Consider the following 14,824-nt stretch of genomic DNA (forward strand, 5'->3'; position numbering starts at 1 on the left):
GCAATGAGCGAACTCGTCCATCTGACCTCCGGCGGCGTCAGCGTCGTCATCGACACGACCGGAGCGCGGCTGCTGCACTGGGGTGCGGCGCTCGACCCCGTCGACCTCGAGGCGCTCGCCGCGTCGTCGACCGGCGCCGTGAACTTCAGCTCGTTCGACGCTCCTCGGGCCTTCCCCCTGCTCGCCGTCGAGGCGGACGGCTGGTCGGGCGCACCGGCACTCGCCTGGCACCGGGCGGGGCTGCACAGCGCCCCGCTGCTGCGACCGACCGAGTGGGAGGCCTCGGCGACATCGCTGCGGGCGGAGTTCGCAGATGCCGAGGCCGAGGCCACCGTCATGCTCGACCTCGCGCTGGACGTCGATGGCGTGCTCACCGCGCAGCTGTCGGTCACGAGCACAGCCGCCGATGACGCCCAGCCGCTGGACCTGCTGGCCACGCGCATCCTGCTGCCGATCCCCGCGCACGCGACGGAGGTGCTCGACCACACCGGGCGTTGGACGGGCGAGCGGCGCCCGCAGCGCGGCGCCCTGCGTCACGGTGCGCATCTGCGTCAGGTGCGCCGCGGTCGCGGTGGCCATGACGCCCCCTATCTGACCGCGGTCGGCACCGACGGATTCGGCTTCCGCCGTGGCGAGCTGTGGACGGCGCACGTCGCGTGGAGCGGCGACGTCGAGGTCGGCGTCGAGCGGCTTCCCGAGGGTGCCGGAGTGCACGGTGCGGTGCTCGGCGGGGGAGAGCTGCTGCTGCCGGGCGAGATCCGACTGGGGGCGGGGGAGACCTACGTCTCGCCGCGGGTGCACCTCACCTACGGGGAGAGCGGTCTGGATTCCGTCGCCGCACGGCTTCACCGGATGGTGCGCTCGTTCTCCGCGCACCCCACGACGCCGCGGCCACTGGTGCTCAACACGTGGGAGGCGGTCTACTTCGACCACGACCCGACGCGTCTGCTCGCGCTCGCCGAAGCCGCGGCTTCGGTCGGTGTCGAGCGCTTCGTCCTGGACGACGGCTGGTTCCGCGGACGCCCCGACGACAGGTCGGGGCTCGGGGACTGGTACATCGACGACGTCAAATGGCCGGAGGGTCTGCGCCCTCTCGCCGATCACGTGCACGGCCTCGGGATGCAGTTCGGCCTGTGGTTCGAACCCGAGATGGTGAACCCGGTGTCCGACCTCGCCACGCAGCATCCGGAGTGGGTGCTGCAGGCATCGCCCGATTCGTCCACCTGGCGGCACCAGAAGGTGCTCGACCTCGCCAACCCCGCCGCCGCCGCTCACCTGCTCGAGCGCATCGACGGATTGGTCTCGGAGATCGGGGTCGACTTCATCAAGTGGGACCACAACCGCGATCTGCACGCCGCCGTCTCCCCGCACACCGGGCGCGCGTCCGTGCACGCGCAGACGGCCGCGTTCTACGCCCTGCTCGACGCGCTGCGCGAGAGGCATCCCTCCCTGGAGATCGAGTCCTGCGCGAGCGGCGGCGCCCGTGTCGACCTCGGGGTCCTGCGGCGCACACAGCGCGTGTGGGCCTCGGATTCGAACGACCCTGTAGAGCGTCAGCGCATCCAGCGGTGGACCGGCACCCTCATCCCTCCCGAACTCGTGGGCTCGCACGTCGGGCCGTCGATCGCCGAGACGACCCATCGGGCGGCTTCGCTGCCCTTCCGCATGACGACGGCGCTGTTCGGTCACGCCGGCATCGAGTGGGACATCACCCGCGCCGACGAGGGCGAGCGCGAGGCGCTGAGGCGCTGGGCGGCGCTCTACCGCGAGCTGCGCCCGCTGCTGCACTCGGGCGTCACTGTGCGCAGTGATGAGGTCGATGACCAGACGCTGCTGCACGGCGTGGTCGCCGCCGACGGCTCGCGCGCCGTCTACGCCTGGGTGCGCCTGGGCACATCCGTCGACGGCTTCACCCCGCGCACGCGGATCCCCGGTCTGCCGGCGGCGCAGCGCTATCGCCTGCGGATGCGGGAGGACCTCGGGAGGGTCGCGCGGCATCAGGTCGCCGACCCCGCGTGGACCGACGCCGGGGTGGAGGCATCCGGTGCCTTCTTCGAGACCGTCGGTGTGCCGCTGCCGCTGCTGGCTCCGGGGGCGGCTCTGCTGATCGAGGCCGTTCGAGCCTGAATCGCCGCCGTGCTAAACTGACTCTTTGTCTGCGCACACTCCTGTGCGCAGTTCGCGTGCTTCCCCTTCTGCGGCCGAGAGATCGGCGAGGCGGGGTCGCGTGCAGACAAGGGATCTTGGGTGAGGCCGTCCGGCCTCACGGTATAGAAGGAGTCACCATCATGGCAGCAGTGTGCCAGGTGACCGGAGCTGTTCCCGGCTTCGGTCACAACGTCTCGCACTCGCACCGCCGGACGAAGCGCCGCTTCGACCCGAACGTGCAGAAGAAGACTTATTTCGTTCCGTCGCTCGGTCGTAAGATCACGCTCAACGTGTCCGCCAAGGGCATCAAGGTGATCGACGTCCGTGGCATCGAGAACGTCGTCAAGGACCTCCAGGCGAAGGGTGTGAAGCTCTAATGGCCAAGAAGGCTCAGGACGTACGTCCGATCATCAAGCTGCGTTCGACGGCAGGTACGGGTTACACGTACGTGACGAAGAAGAACCGCCGCAACACCCCCGACCGCCTCGTGCTCAAGAAGTACGACCCGGTCATCCGTCAGCACGTCGAATTCCGAGAGGAGCGTTGATCAATGGCTAAGAAGAGCAAGATCGCTCGCAACGAGCAGCGCAAGGTCATCGTCGAGCGTTACGCCGAGCGTCGCGCCGAGCTGAAGAAGACCCTGGTCGACCCGAACGCCACCGACGAGGCCCGCGAGGCCGCACGCGTCGGCCTGCAGAAGCTGCCGCGCAACGCGTCGCCGGCTCGCGTGCGTTCGCGCGACGTCATCGACGGCCGCCCCCGCGGTGTCCTCACGAAGTTCGGCATCTCGCGTGTCCGCTTCCGTGACATGGCACACCGTGGCGAGCTGCCCGGCGTGACCAAGTCGAGCTGGTAAGTCTCAGCAGACAGTCGAAAGGGGCGAGGATCTTCGGATCCTCGCCCCTTTCGCGTATCCGGGGGATGCGCAGCGCGCCGCGATACCGATACCCTCTCTGTGAACCGGGGGGTGGAGAGGAATCATGAACGACTGCATCCCCGCCTCCGGCCTTCTCGCCGAGTCCGGCGCCGACCCGCTGACGCTCGCGGGTCTTCTCGTCCTGGCCGTGCTGCTCATCGCCGGCGGCCTCGTGCTGACAGTCCGCGTCGGTGGGCGCGGGCGCCGCGGCCGTCTCGCCGGAGGAGCGCTGCTGCTCGCCCTCGCGGTGGCCGGCGGGGGCCTGATCGCCGCGCCCTCTTCGGCGACCGCGGCCGAGTCGTGCCCCGCGGTCCAGCCGCAGCCGCAGCCGCAGCCGGACCCGCAGCCCCAGCCGGGCGTCGATACGCGTCTCGACGTGTTCGGTGCGAGCGCCCAGGAGTGGGCGGGAACGCACGACCGTGTTCCGGAGACGGTCGGCCTGTACAACCCCGAGCAGGAGCGCGGCACCGACACGATCCCGCTCGAGACGGCTCTCGCACAGTGCGACACCGACTACGTGCCTGGTCCTGTGCCGATGTGGCTGATCCTCGTCGACGCCGAGACCCGCGCCATCGCGTGGCGCACTCCGATCCGCAGCGCCGAGGCCGAGCCGCAGCAGTTCGTCGGCATCCCTCTCGGGACGTTCGACGTGTACCTGATCCCGGATGACCGCGCGGTCGGCGACGTGCTGCCCGAGGATGCGAACATCGGCGTGAACTCGGCCCGCAGCTGGCAGCTGACGAACTGCGACGTCGAGTGGGAGGACACGATCCTCACGGAGGGGGCGTTCACCACGGGCATCATCGGCTGGGTCTCGGCGTCGGTCGGCGAAGGCATCAGGGCGGAGGTCACCGCCGCGCATCCGGTGCTCGAGGTGCGTCTGCTCAGCAACCTGCCCTGACCTCCGGCACCGCCGCGGGCATCCGCGACCGCGCCGATCCGGCTTCCGGAGCGCGGATCCGCCCCCCGAATCTGTGACTGGAGTGACAAAAGTGACGCGACACGCCCAGTAATTGCCCAAAACCCGCGAAATGACGCGGAAATGAGGGTGGTGGTTGGTACATTCAAGGCGGTCGCTAGACCAGGAGCATCCGCTCCGACACCCACAACGATGCGACGGAAACTCGTCGCTGGAGGATGACATGGCTGACAAGTCCATCACCAAGACCGAGCTCGTCGCGAGCATCGCAAGCGCCACGGGCCAGAGCCAGGCCACCGTCTCCGGTGTCCTCGACTCGCTGTTCGCCACGGTCTCCGACGCCGTTGCCAAGGGCAGCAAGGTCTCCATCCCGGGCTGGATCTCCTTCGAGCAGGTCGACACCGCTGCTCGCACGGGCCGCAACCCGCAGACCGGCGCCGAGATCAAGATCCCGGCCGGCAAGCGCGTCAAGGTGACCGCTGGCTCCAAGCTCAAGGCTGCCGTCAAGTAATTCGACCGCACCTCTTCGCAGGCCGCTCCCGTTCCGACGGGGGCGGCCTGCGTGCTTTCTCACCGTCGGGCGCGCCTAGGCTGGAGGGGTGAGTTCCCGCAGCGAGTCGACGAGTCGGATTTCGGCGTATCGAGTCGCCGGCGTCATCATCCTCCTCATCGCCGCCCTGGTGGCGCTGGTGCTGGCGCTCCTCGTCGGCGGAGGCGCCAAGCCGCCGCTGCTGCAGGACCCCGGTCCCTTCGTGCTCTGGGGTACGCCGATCGCGAAGCTCGTCATGAACGTCTCGGGCGCGGTCATGCTCGGCGCGCTCGTGCTCGCGCTGTTCGGCCTGCGCGCGGGGGAGCGATCGTTCGACGCCGCTCTGAACATCGCCTCGGTCGGTGCGGCCGTGTTCACGGTCTCGGCCGGCCTCGCGGGGTTCCTCGCCTTCATGGCCGCGTTCAACCCCAAGCTCAGCATCGAGCGCGAGTTCGGCACGCAGCTCGGGCGCTTCCTGCTGGAGCTGCCGCTGGGGCAGTCCTGGCTCATAACCACCATCTTCGGCGCGATCATCACGGTGCTCGCGTTCGCGTGGCGTTCGTGGACGCCCACCCTCATCACGGCGCTGCTCGCCGCGGTCTCCTTCCTCCCGCTCGCGACGCAGGGGCATGCCGGCGACCTCGCCGGGCACAACATGGCGGTCAACTCGATCCTGCTGCACACCATCGGCGCCGCCGTCTGGCTCGGTGGGCTCCTGCTGCTGGTGCTGCTGCGCGGGCGCGCCGACATCGATACCCCGCGGCTCGTCGCACGCTACTCGTCCCTCGCGATCGCCGCCTTCGCCGTGGTCGCGTTCTCCGGGGTCACCCGGTCGATCGTGGCCGTCGGAGGCTGGGACGCCCTGTGGGCGACGCCCTACGGCTGGATCGTGCTCGCCAAGGTCGTGCTGCTGGGAGGCATGGGACTGCTGGGCGCCTGGTATCGCGCACGTCTGATCCCCCGGCTCGCAGGTCAGCGGACGGCCGGCTGGTTCTGGCTCCTCGTGCTGTGCGAGGTCGCGCTGATGGGCCTCGCCTCGGGAGCGGCCGCCGCGCTCGCGCGCACACCTCCGCCCACCGGCGAGGTCGCCGCCTTCGCCCAGACGCCCGCGCAGATCCTCACCGGCGCGACGCTGCCTCCGGAGCTGACGCTCGAGCGCTGGTTCACGGCCTGGGACTTCGACGTGCTCTGGCTCGTCGCCGCAGGCTTCGGCCTCTTCCTGTACCTCGCCGGCGTGCGGCGCCTGCACCTGCGCGGCGACCGCTGGCCGATCCACCGCACCGTGTTCTGGGTGCTCGGCATGCTGATGCTCGTCTGGGTGACGAGCGGCCCGCTCAACGCGTACCAGGAGTACCTGTTCAGCATCCACATGATGGGCCACATGATGCTGTCGATGGCCATCCCGCTGCTGCTGGTCTCCGGCGCCCCCATCACGCTCGCTCTGCGTGCGATCCACAAGCGCGACGACGGCACCCGCGGTGGTCGCGAGTGGATCATGTGGGCCGTGCACTCGCCGTTCTCCCGCGTGGTGACCCATCCGTTCGTCGCAGCGGCGATCTTCATCCTGTCGCTGTGGGCCTTCTACTTCACCGACCTGGTTCGCTGGTCGATGTACGAGCACCTCGGTCACGAGTGGATGGTCATCCACTTCCTGATCTCGGGCTACCTGTTCGTGATGAGCCTGATCGGCGCCGACCCTGTGCCGTACCGTCTGCCCTACCCCGGTCGCCTGATCACCCTGATCGCCGTCATGGCGATGCACGCCTTCTTCGGCATCGCGATCATGATGCAGGAAGGGCTGATGGTCGCCGACTGGTTCGGGTCGATGGGCCGCGACTGGGGTGTGGACCCGCTGCAGGACCAGTACGTCGGTGGCGGCATCGCCTGGTCGATCGGCGAGATCCCGACGCTGATCCTCGCGATCACGGTCGCGATCCAGTGGAGCCGCAGCGACACCAAGCTGCAGCGCCGCGCAGACCGGCACGCCGACCGCACGGGAGACGCCGAGCTCGAGGAGTACAACGCCAAGCTCGCCGCCCTCGCGGAGCGCGACCAGCGCGAAAGCCGCTGAGGCCGACGCTCGACCCGGTCAGTCGACGGCGGGGTCGCCGGGGGAGCCGATCCTGATCGACGCGGATCCGTCGGGCAGGATCGCGATCGTCCCGGTGAGCTGGAAGGGCACGTCCTCCGCCAACGGCTGGGTCTTGCCGTCGAACAGCGAGCGGATGTCGACCTCGACGTGGGCGACCGCGTCCGTCGTCGGGATCTGCCACTGCCCGCCGTCGGGGGTGACCGTGACCTGGGGCTGCGCCGCGATCGACCACTTCGGCGCGGAGGCGAGTCGGTTCGTGACGCGCAGGCCGAACGGGCAGGCCGTCGGCTGGAGCACCTCCTGCGTCGTGCACTCCGTGAGGAAGGCCTCGACCCTTTCCTGAACCACGTCGACGAATTCGTCGGTCGGCTCGGTCTGCACATCGAGCGGTGTGACGGCCAGGGGAGTGTCGGCGAGGACCCCGTGGCCCGAGGCGGTCGAGATCGCGGTGTCCACCGTCACCGCGTACAGGCCCGGCGTGAACACGAGCAGCGGCAGCGGGTCGAGCGCGACCGCATCGACGCCGTCGATCGACACCTGGCGCCGGTCGACCTCGAACCCGTTCACCGCGAACTGGTCGGCGCCGCGCACCGTCAGATCCACGACAGCCAGGGGGCTGGTGGTGAAGCGCCAGTTGGGGGTGACGCCCGCCCAACCGTCCTGCTCGACCAGGAAGGTGCTGGTGCCGGCGTGTCCGCTCGCCTGGTAGCTGACGGTGACGGCCGTGCCGCCCTCTGCCGGCTTCTCCGAGGTGATCGTCACGTCGGTCAGCGGGGCGAGTGCGGCGCGGCGGAGCATCGCCTCGGACGCTCCGGGATCGATCCCGGCGGCGTCGAGCGTCTCGCGGTCGATCGCGACGCCCGGTACGCGCAGCGCATCGGCGGCGCGACCGGAGGAGAGCAGGTCGAGGTAGCGGACGACGAACGCGGACGGGCCGTAGAACTGCTGGTACAGCGTGACGCCGCCCGCTCCCAGAGCCGCGATGAGCAGCAGGCCGACGACGGCGAGCATCGCCAGATCGACCCCCAGGCGCGCACGCCGGGGCGCGCTCGCACGTGCCCGGTCCATGGCGTCAGTCTAGGAGGGCGTCCTGGGGGGACGCCGAGCGTCGGCGGCCGTGTGCGGATGCCGGGACGTAGCATGGACGAGCGCCCTGTCCGTCCGCTGCCCCTGTGAGAACCGTGTCCCTTCCCGCCCTGTCCGAGGAGCAGCAAGAGCTGTTCCGACTCATCGAGGACACGGGCGAGCACGTCTTCATCACCGGGCGAGCCGGGACCGGGAAGTCGACGCTCCTGCAGCACTTCGCATGGAATACGAAGAAGCAGATCGCGATCTGCGCGCCCACGGGCGTCGCGGCGCTCAACGTCGAGGGGCAGACGATCCACTCGCTGTTCCGCCTGCCGATCGGTCTGATCGGGGATGCCGACATCGATCAGAACGACGCGACCCGTCGCATCCTGAACGCCATCGAGACGCTCGTGATCGATGAGATCTCGATGGTCAACGCGGATCTGATGGATGCGATCGATCGTTCTCTCCGCCAGGCGCGGGGGCGCAGGGGCGAGCCGTTCGGCGGGGTGCAGGTCGTCATGTTCGGAGACCCGTACCAGCTGGCGCCCGTGCCGCCCCGCGGCGACGAGGCCCGATACGTGCAGGACCACTACCGCTCGTTCTGGTTCTTCGACGCGAAGGTGTGGGCAGGGACCGGCGGCGGCACCGGCGAGTCGGACCAGGAGGGGTTGTTCGCCGTCGACACGCGCGCCGAGCTGCACGTGCGCGAGCTCGTGCAGATCCACCGGCAGTCCGACGACGGGTTCAAGGCCATGCTGAACGCCGTGCGCTACGGGCGGGTGACCGCCGAGATCGCGGGCGTGCTGAACACCCAGGGGGCGCGGACGCCACCGGATCCGGAGCCCGGCGAGGTCCCGATGATCACGCTCGCGACCCGCAACGACATCGTGAACAGCATCAACAGCCGACACCTGGCCGCGCTGCCGGGCAAGGAGCAGACCGCGCGCGCCGAGGTGAGCGGAGATTTCGGCAGGGGCGAGGCCGCGCTCCCGGCCGAGTCGGAGCTGAAGCTCAAGGTGGGGGCGCAGGTCATGTTCCTGCGCAACGACACCGCGATGTCCGGCGAGCCGCCGCGCTGGGTCAACGGCACGATCGGAACGGTGGTGCGCATCCTCGGCAGTGCCGTGCGCGTCGACATCGACGGTGAAGAGGTCGATGTCGAGCCCGCCGTGTGGGAACGGTTCCGCTACGCGTACGATCAGAACACGAAGAAGCTCTCCCGTGACGTCGTCGCCGAGTTCACGCAGTTCCCGCTGCGTCTGGCCTGGGCTGTCACGATCCACAAGTCGCAGGGCAAGACCTACGAGCGGGCCATCATCGACCTCGGCTCCGGGGCGTTCGCGCCGGGGCAGACCTATGTCGCCCTCAGCCGGCTGACCTCGCTCGAGGGTCTCTATCTGTCGCGTGCGCTGCGACCCCGCGACATCCGGGTGGACGAAGACGTGCGTCGGTTCATGCGCGATGCCTGGCTCGCGGCATCCGCCCCCGAGCTGCCGAAGAGCTGAGCTCCCGGGCGCGGGATCCGCTCAGGCGGCGGCGCGAGCGCGGTCGAGGTCTTCGAACAGCTCGGTGTTGAAGCGGTAGGCGAGGAGCACCTCGTCGATCACGCGCTCGCGCTCGGCCTCATCCCACGGGGCGGCATCGAGCTGCTCGCGGTACACGTCCTTGAAAGCGGACGGGTCGGCGATGTCGTCGAACAGGTAGAAGCCGATGCCGTTGGTCTCGAAGCCGAAGCGACGGGCCATCACACGACCGATGAAGATGCCGCCGGACAGATCGCCGAGGTAGCGGGTGTAGTGGTGCGCGACGAAGCCGCCGGCCCAGGTGGCGCCCACCTGGCGGATGCGGTCGACGTAGCGCTGAGTGGTGGGCAGGGCGACGATCTGCTCGCGCCAGTCGGCCCCGAGCAGGAACTCGAGGTCGGCCTCCAGCGCGGGGAGTCGGGTGAGCTTGTCGGTGATGAAGACCGAGGCCACCGGATCCTGACGCATGCGCTCGCCCGCGCCCTCGAGCGCCTCATAGATGAAGTAGTGCTGCGCGACGAGGGAGATGTAGTCCTCGCGCGACCCCTCGCCCTTCAGGAGGTCGGACATGAAGCCGGCGGTCTCGCTGCGGGAGTGCGATCCGGACGAACGCTCGCGCAGGGCGGCGGAGAAGGAGAGGATCTCGGGCATGAGGCCAGTGTAAGGGTTACCTAACCCCGGAGGGAAGTCGCAGTGTTCAGGCGTGCGGCCGCGGCTCGACGCCGAGGCGGGCGCAGGCGGCGTCGTAGAGAGCCACGACCTCGCGGCGCACGGCGGGGCGGTCGGCGATCGGGCCGCCGGGCCAGGGCACGCGCAGCTCGGCGACCTCACCGTCGCGGGTGATCTCCCACACGCCGGCGTCTCCGTCGAACCCGGTCATCACCGAACCGGTCACCTCGACATCCGACGGCTCCGCGAAGGCGCGGGCGATGAGGATGTTGTCATCGGTGTGGTCGCCGTTCATGTGGCGGAGAACGGCGGTGATCACGTCGGCGTCGAAGATATGGGGCACGGTGACCACCTTACGGCGGCTCCGAGATCGCTCCGGGGCCGACTTTCAGCCTCGGCGCTCTAGACTCGGGAGACACGTCCTCGGGGGTCCCTTTCATGCAGCTTCTCTCGTCGCGCCGGTGGCGCGCCGCAACGGCGACGGCAGCCGTGCTCGCTCTCGCTCTCACCGGATGCTCGTCCGAGGAGTCCTTCTCCTACACGCCGCCCGCGCAGGTCGACGGTCCGCTCCCGGACGACACGGTCGCCGCGATGCAGGCCGCGGTCGACAACGCGCTCGTCTCCTCCGGTGCGACCGGTGCGATCGTCGGTGTGTGGGCGCCCTGGAGCGGGAGCTGGGTGGCGGGCATCGGCACGCAGGATCGCGAAGGCGGTGCGGAGCTGTCGACCGACATGTCCTTCCGCATCGCGGACGTCACCCGTCTGATGACCTGCGACGTGCTCTATGCCCTCGCCGACCGGGACGTGGTGGAGCTCGACGCCAACGTCGCCGACTACGTCTCGGGCGTCGCCGACATGCGCGACGACGGCATCACCCTCCTCGATCTGTGCAACGGCACCAGTGGCGCGGGATCCTCCGAGGGAACCGTGAAGTCGGCCTGGCTGAACACCCCTGAGCGGGTGTGGTCGCCGCTGGAGCTCGCGGGCTTCGGGCTGGCGCGCGAGCGCGTCGCGCCCCACACGACCTTCCGCGACTCGGACGCCGGCTACCTGTTGCTCGGCCTCGCCCTCGAGCGCGCGTCGGGCATGACGGCCTCCGAGCTGATCGCCGAGTACGTCACCGAACCTCTCGCGCTGCCCGACACCTCGCTTCCCGGGCCGACCCCGGCAGTGCCGGGAACCGGCGCGGTGCTCGACGGTCACTACCTCAATGCCGTCGAGGGCGGATACGACTGCGCGGCCCCCGTCGACATCACGAAGCTGTCGTCCAGCTCGGGGTTCACCGACTCCGGTGTCGTCTCCACCATCACCGACCTCGGTCGCTACGCCCAGGCGGAGGCGAAGCAGGTCCTGCGCACGAAGGAGAAGCCGGAGCGCTTCGCCGATCCGCTCTCGGCGGCAGACGGCGCCGCATCCTGGTTCCAGGCCGCCGGCGGTGGCTACCTGGTGGGATCGATGATCGGCCAGCACGGCTGGACTCCGGGATACGCCACCGCGGCGTACTCCGACCCGGCGACCGGATTCACGGTGGCGGTCGTGCTCAACGACTCCACGGCCGGCGCCCAGTTCGCCCAGCACCTCTCGTGGGAGCTCGCAGCCATCGCCTCGAAGGCGCCGGCCGCCGACGGCCAGACGGCTCCCGAGTTCGGTCTTCCGTTCACCGCCGAGCAGTACCACCAGACGATCACCGACGCGGCGATCGCCTGCGTCGCTCCTCCCGCCGCGGAGTGAACCCGGGCTGACCCACAGGTACTCGAAGGGGCGACGATGGCGATCATCGACAATGCGATCTACGTGGATGGCGTCCGCACCGAGAACCCGGTGACCCTGAGCGAGACGTTCGAGCGCATGCGCGAGCGCGACGGCATGGGGTGGATAGGCCTCTATCGACCGAGCGAGGACGAGATCCGCGAGGTCGCCGAGGAGTTCGGGATCCACGCGCTCGTCGTGGAGGACGCCCTCTCCGGGCACCAGCGCGCGAAGCTCGAGCGCTACGGAGACGTGCTGTTCATGGTGCTGCGGCCGGCCCGCTATCTCGACGACCTCGAAGAGGTCGAGTTCGGGGAGGTGCATGTGCTGGTCGGTCCCGACTTCGTGGTGACGATCCGGCACGCGGAGTCCCCCGACCTCGGCCGCGTCCGGCGTCGCCTCGAAGCCGACCCCGCGCTCCTCGCCCACGGCCCCGAAGCCGTGCTGTACGCCATCCTCGACGAGGTCGTCGACGAGTACACGCCCGTCCTCGCGGGGCTCGAGAACGACATCGACGAGATCGAGAGCCAGCTGTTCGAGGAGAACACCGACGCCACGCAGCGCATCTACGATCTGGGTCGGGAGGTCATCGACTTCCAGCGGGCCACACAGCCGCTGTCCGGGATGCTGGAGGCACTGCTTCGAGGGTCGGACAAGTACCAGGTGACCGAAGAGCTGCAGCGGTATCTGCGCGACGTGCTGGATCACACCCTGCGCGTGAGCGACCGCGCGACGACGTTCCGCACCGTGCTCGACAACGCGCTCACCGTCGAATCGACCATCGTCGCACGCCGCCAGAACGAGGAGATGCGGCGGATGACGGAGCTCAGCATCCGTCAGAACGACGAGGTCAAGAAGATCTCGGGATGGGCGGCGATCCTGTTCGCGCCGACGCTGGTCGGCACCATCTACGGCATGAACTTCGACCACATGCCGGAGCTGCACTGGCTGCTCGGCTACCCCATGGCGGTCGGCATGATGATCGCGCTGGGCTTCGGCCTGTACGCCGCGTTCAAACGCAAGGGCTGGCTCTAGGTCTGTCCGGATCCCTGCGGTCGTCGGCAGTGTGCGGTCTTGTCCGCGTCCGCGAGGGCGGGCACGATGAGCGCATGACCTCTTCTTCCGACACCGCCCTGCTCGTCATCGATGCGCAGGAGTCCTTCCGCCGGCGTGTCGACGACTGGGCGGCCACGGCGAATCCTGCCGTGATCGACAACATCGCGCTCCTCGTCGCCCACGCGCGAGAGGTCGGCGACCCGGTCGTGTGGATCACGCACTCCGAGCCGGGGAGCGGAGGTGTGTTCGACCCCGCATCGGGCTTCGTGCGTGTGATCGAGGACCTCGATCCGCGCGAATCCGAAGCAGCCCTCACCAAGACGACGGTCAACTCGTTCGGCTCGACGGACCTCCATGACAGGTTGCAGGGGGCGGGGGTGCGTCGCGTCGTGATCTGCGGCATCCGCACCGAGCAGTGCTGCGAGACGACGGCCCGCGTCGCCGCCGACCTCGGCTACGAGGTGGAGTTCGTCACCGATGCGACCACGACCTCGGCGATTCCGGCGCACGGCGGGCTGGCCGCCGTGTCGGGGGAGGACATCATGCGCCGTACGGAGAGCATCCTGGCGGCCCGCGGATTCGCGACCATCGCGAGCACGAGCGAACGGATCGGAGCGGTCCGGGCGCCCGGTCTCCCCTAGAAGCGCCGCCCGGATTCCCCACGACGTCGGCGCCCACCGACAGATTCCGTCGCGATGCTCGTTGTCCGGAAGGGGCGTTCCCGCGGGGAGATGCGCGGCGTGCCATCGCGTAATCTCATCAGTAGCGGAGGGGGGCGCACTCAGGGGAGTGGGCAATGGGCGAAGCAACGGACCAGGTCGATCGGCGTGTCGTCGATGATCGACGGGCCCGAGAGGCGAACGCGGGGGACCGTGGTGCGGCCGGGGAGTACCTCGCCGAGAATCTCCCGTACCTGTTGTCGATAGCGCGACGGATCTCCAATGGCGTGCTCGATCCCGACGACCTCGCCGCGGACGCCATCGCCGCCCTCCTCGCGCTGTGGGCCGAGGGTAGGGGACCGACCTCGAACCCCAACGCCTATCTCTCGCGAGCGATGAGGAACCGTCTGATCGACGAGTACCGTTCACCGCGCTCCCGCGTCGGCGGCATCCTCGATGCCGATGAGGAGCTCCAGCCGCACTTCGACTCGACCAGGCGCACCGATCTTCACCGCGAGTACGCGTATGTCGCCGCCGCTCTGCAGTCCCTCCCGCCGGATCAGCAGCTGGTGCTGAAAGCCGTCGTCGTCGATGGGCGCAAGCCGGGAGACCTCGAGGGAGAACTGGCGCGGCGGGCGCCGGCGATCTCGTCCCTGCTGCGGCGCGCCAAGCTCAGCCTGCGCCGGGCGACGCTGCGGGTGGTCCTCGAAGAAGACGCGCCAGCGGACTGCCGTCGCGCCGCCGGTGACCTCCCGGAGTCGGTCGCGGTGCAGATGGAGGATGTCCCTCGATCGCGCGGCATGGCGCACATCCGCACGTGCGATCGGTGCAGGGCCGCCTGGGGCCGGTTCGGCGCCCTCACCTCCGCGCTCGGCACGGTCGCGCTCCTCGTCGCCGGAAGCGTGCTCAGCCCGTCCGGCTCTGCCGAGGCCGATGATCGTCCGCGGGGGACGCCGACCGCGCCACCGTCGGTGGCCCGACGGCTCTCCGGCGCGCGACGGATCTCCCTGGTGCCGCAGATCATGGCGATCGCCTCGGTCGTGGTGGGGGTGCTCCTGATCGCGCTGGCTCTTCCTGCGGTGCAGAACCTCCTCTCGGGAGGGCCGGTCGGTGGGCTCCAACTCGCCGTCGCCTCACGAGCGCTTCCGGCCGAGCGTGCCGAGATCGACGTGGACCTGCGGCTGGGAGACACCGAGGACGTCGTGGTCGAGCTCCTTCTTCCGCCCGGACTGAGCGTTCTGAGCACTCCCGAGGCATGGGACTGCTCGCCCTCCTCGACGGGTGCCATCTGCCGGGGGGATGCGACCTCCCGCGTCACCTTCGCCCTCGTCGACTCCCGCCCTGATGAGGCCGGCGGATACCGGCTCCTGCTGGCCGGGCATCGCGGGGACCGCGCGGTCAGCGGTGTCGCCGAGGGGCAGGTGCGTTCCGAGACGCAGACCGTCACGGCGACGGTCGGCTGACACCGACAGATTCCTTCGGCTCGCTCGTTT

15 protein-coding genes are annotated in these 14,824 nt (G+C 69.5%); 12 read left to right on the forward strand and 3 right to left on the reverse strand.

Features of this window, described 5'->3' with window-relative positions; all coding sequences use genetic code 11:
• Nucleotides 1-3 precede the first annotated feature (3 nt).
• The 7 genes from F6W70_RS00490 (at nt 4) to F6W70_RS00520 (ending at nt 6,583) form a co-directional block, all read left to right on the forward strand.
• The gene (locus F6W70_RS00490) at nt 4-2,127 is read left to right on the forward strand and encodes an alpha-galactosidase (protein WP_151485625.1); all 2,124 of its coding nucleotides are present in this window, start codon (nt 4-6) and stop codon (nt 2,125-2,127) included.
• A gap of 161 nt (nt 2,128-2,288) precedes the next feature.
• Nucleotides 2,289-2,525, forward strand: a complete 237-nt coding sequence (gene rpmB, locus F6W70_RS00495; protein ID WP_017203559.1) for a 50S ribosomal protein L28 — start codon at nt 2,289-2,291, stop codon at nt 2,523-2,525.
• Entirely contained in the window at nt 2,525-2,695 is a 171-nt protein-coding gene (gene rpmG / locus F6W70_RS00500; protein ID WP_017203558.1) for a 50S ribosomal protein L33, read from the forward strand. Before rpmB ends, rpmG begins: the two co-directional genes overlap by 1 nt.
• Before the next feature lie 3 nt (nt 2,696-2,698).
• Entirely contained in the window at nt 2,699-3,004 is a 306-nt protein-coding gene (gene rpsN, locus F6W70_RS00505; RefSeq protein WP_017829734.1) for a 30S ribosomal protein S14, read from the forward strand.
• Nucleotides 3,005-3,128: 124 nt separating this feature from the next.
• Nucleotides 3,129-3,965: a hypothetical protein gene (locus tag F6W70_RS00510; RefSeq protein ID WP_151485626.1), complete on the forward strand. Its 837-nt coding sequence runs from the start codon at nt 3,129-3,131 to the stop codon at nt 3,963-3,965.
• Between the two features lie 241 nt (nt 3,966-4,206).
• On the forward strand, nt 4,207-4,494 hold the full coding sequence (locus tag F6W70_RS00515) for an HU family DNA-binding protein (RefSeq protein WP_017203554.1): 288 nt from the start codon (nt 4,207-4,209) through the stop codon (nt 4,492-4,494).
• An 88-nt stretch (nt 4,495-4,582) separates the two neighbouring features.
• The gene (locus F6W70_RS00520) at nt 4,583-6,583 is read left to right on the forward strand and encodes a bifunctional copper resistance protein CopD/cytochrome c oxidase assembly protein (protein WP_151485627.1); all 2,001 of its coding nucleotides are present in this window, start codon (nt 4,583-4,585) and stop codon (nt 6,581-6,583) included.
• 18 nt (nt 6,584-6,601) lie between these two features.
• On the opposite strand, the gene F6W70_RS00525 is transcribed toward F6W70_RS00520, so the two are convergent.
• The gene (locus F6W70_RS00525; RefSeq protein WP_151485628.1) at nt 6,602-7,672 is read right to left on the reverse strand and encodes a hypothetical protein; all 1,071 of its coding nucleotides are present in this window, start codon (nt 7,670-7,672) and stop codon (nt 6,602-6,604) included.
• A gap of 113 nt (nt 7,673-7,785) precedes the next feature.
• Here F6W70_RS00525 and F6W70_RS00530 point away from each other — a divergent pair, with 113 nt between their 5' ends.
• Entirely contained in the window at nt 7,786-9,180 is a 1,395-nt protein-coding gene (locus F6W70_RS00530) for an ATP-dependent DNA helicase (protein ID WP_055866505.1), read from the forward strand.
• A gap of 21 nt (nt 9,181-9,201) precedes the next feature.
• Here the strand turns inward: F6W70_RS00530 and F6W70_RS00535 are convergent, their stop codons facing one another.
• Together F6W70_RS00535 and F6W70_RS00540 are read right to left on the reverse strand one after the other, a co-directional pair.
• A complete protein-coding gene (locus F6W70_RS00535) occupies nt 9,202-9,849 on the reverse strand; it encodes a biliverdin-producing heme oxygenase (RefSeq protein ID WP_055875006.1) in 648 nt (215 codons plus the stop codon).
• A 46-nt stretch (nt 9,850-9,895) separates the two neighbouring features.
• Nucleotides 9,896-10,210 (reverse strand): DUF2470 domain-containing protein, encoded by a 315-nt coding sequence (locus tag F6W70_RS00540; protein WP_055866941.1) that lies wholly within the window; start codon nt 10,208-10,210, stop codon nt 9,896-9,898.
• A 95-nt stretch (nt 10,211-10,305) separates the two neighbouring features.
• On the opposite strand from F6W70_RS00540, the gene F6W70_RS00545 reads away from it, so the two are divergent.
• From F6W70_RS00545 to F6W70_RS00560, 4 genes are all read left to right on the forward strand, one after another.
• Nucleotides 10,306-11,598 carry a serine hydrolase domain-containing protein gene (locus tag F6W70_RS00545; protein WP_151485629.1) on the forward strand — a complete coding sequence of 431 codons (1,293 nt, stop codon included), beginning with the start codon at nt 10,306-10,308 and terminating at the stop codon, nt 11,596-11,598.
• A 36-nt stretch (nt 11,599-11,634) separates the two neighbouring features.
• Nucleotides 11,635-12,651, forward strand: coding sequence for a magnesium/cobalt transporter CorA (corA, locus tag F6W70_RS00550; protein ID WP_055866495.1), 1,017 nt, complete (start codon nt 11,635-11,637; stop codon nt 12,649-12,651).
• Between the two features lie 74 nt (nt 12,652-12,725).
• A complete protein-coding gene (locus F6W70_RS00555; RefSeq protein WP_127483197.1) occupies nt 12,726-13,313 on the forward strand; it encodes a cysteine hydrolase family protein in 588 nt (195 codons plus the stop codon).
• Between the two features lie 155 nt (nt 13,314-13,468).
• On the forward strand, nt 13,469-14,794 hold the full coding sequence (locus tag F6W70_RS00560) for an RNA polymerase sigma factor (protein ID WP_151485630.1): 1,326 nt from the start codon (nt 13,469-13,471) through the stop codon (nt 14,792-14,794).
• The last annotated feature ends 30 nt before the right edge of the window (nt 14,795-14,824 follow it).

Origin of the sequence: Microbacterium maritypicum, assembly GCF_008868125.1 — a bacterium.
GTDB lineage: Bacteria > Actinomycetota > Actinomycetes > Actinomycetales > Microbacteriaceae > Microbacterium > Microbacterium maritypicum.

What these genes read in the sequence shown, in the direction of transcription:
- F6W70_RS00490 (WP_151485625.1), top strand. Translation starts at nt 4, where the DNA reads ATGAGCGAACTCGTCCATCTGACCTCCGGCGGCGTCAGCGTCGTCATC.
- rpmB (WP_017203559.1), top strand. Translation starts at nt 2,289, where the DNA reads ATGGCAGCAGTGTGCCAGGTGACCGGAGCTGTTCCCGGCTTCGGTCAC.
- rpmG (WP_017203558.1), top strand. Translation starts at nt 2,525, where the DNA reads ATGGCCAAGAAGGCTCAGGACGTACGTCCGATCATCAAGCTGCGTTCG.
- rpsN (WP_017829734.1), top strand. Translation starts at nt 2,699, where the DNA reads ATGGCTAAGAAGAGCAAGATCGCTCGCAACGAGCAGCGCAAGGTCATC.
- F6W70_RS00510 (WP_151485626.1), top strand. Translation starts at nt 3,129, where the DNA reads ATGAACGACTGCATCCCCGCCTCCGGCCTTCTCGCCGAGTCCGGCGCC.
- F6W70_RS00515 (WP_017203554.1), top strand. Translation starts at nt 4,207, where the DNA reads ATGGCTGACAAGTCCATCACCAAGACCGAGCTCGTCGCGAGCATCGCA.
- F6W70_RS00525 (WP_151485628.1), bottom strand. Translation starts at nt 7,672, where the DNA reads ATGGACCGGGCACGTGCGAGCGCGCCCCGGCGTGCGCGCCTGGGGGTC.
- F6W70_RS00535 (WP_055875006.1), bottom strand. Translation starts at nt 9,849, where the DNA reads ATGCCCGAGATCCTCTCCTTCTCCGCCGCCCTGCGCGAGCGTTCGTCC.
- F6W70_RS00545 (WP_151485629.1), top strand. Translation starts at nt 10,306, where the DNA reads ATGCAGCTTCTCTCGTCGCGCCGGTGGCGCGCCGCAACGGCGACGGCA.
- corA (WP_055866495.1), top strand. Translation starts at nt 11,635, where the DNA reads ATGGCGATCATCGACAATGCGATCTACGTGGATGGCGTCCGCACCGAG.
- F6W70_RS00555 (WP_127483197.1), top strand. Translation starts at nt 12,726, where the DNA reads ATGACCTCTTCTTCCGACACCGCCCTGCTCGTCATCGATGCGCAGGAG.
- F6W70_RS00560 (WP_151485630.1), top strand. Translation starts at nt 13,469, where the DNA reads ATGGGCGAAGCAACGGACCAGGTCGATCGGCGTGTCGTCGATGATCGA.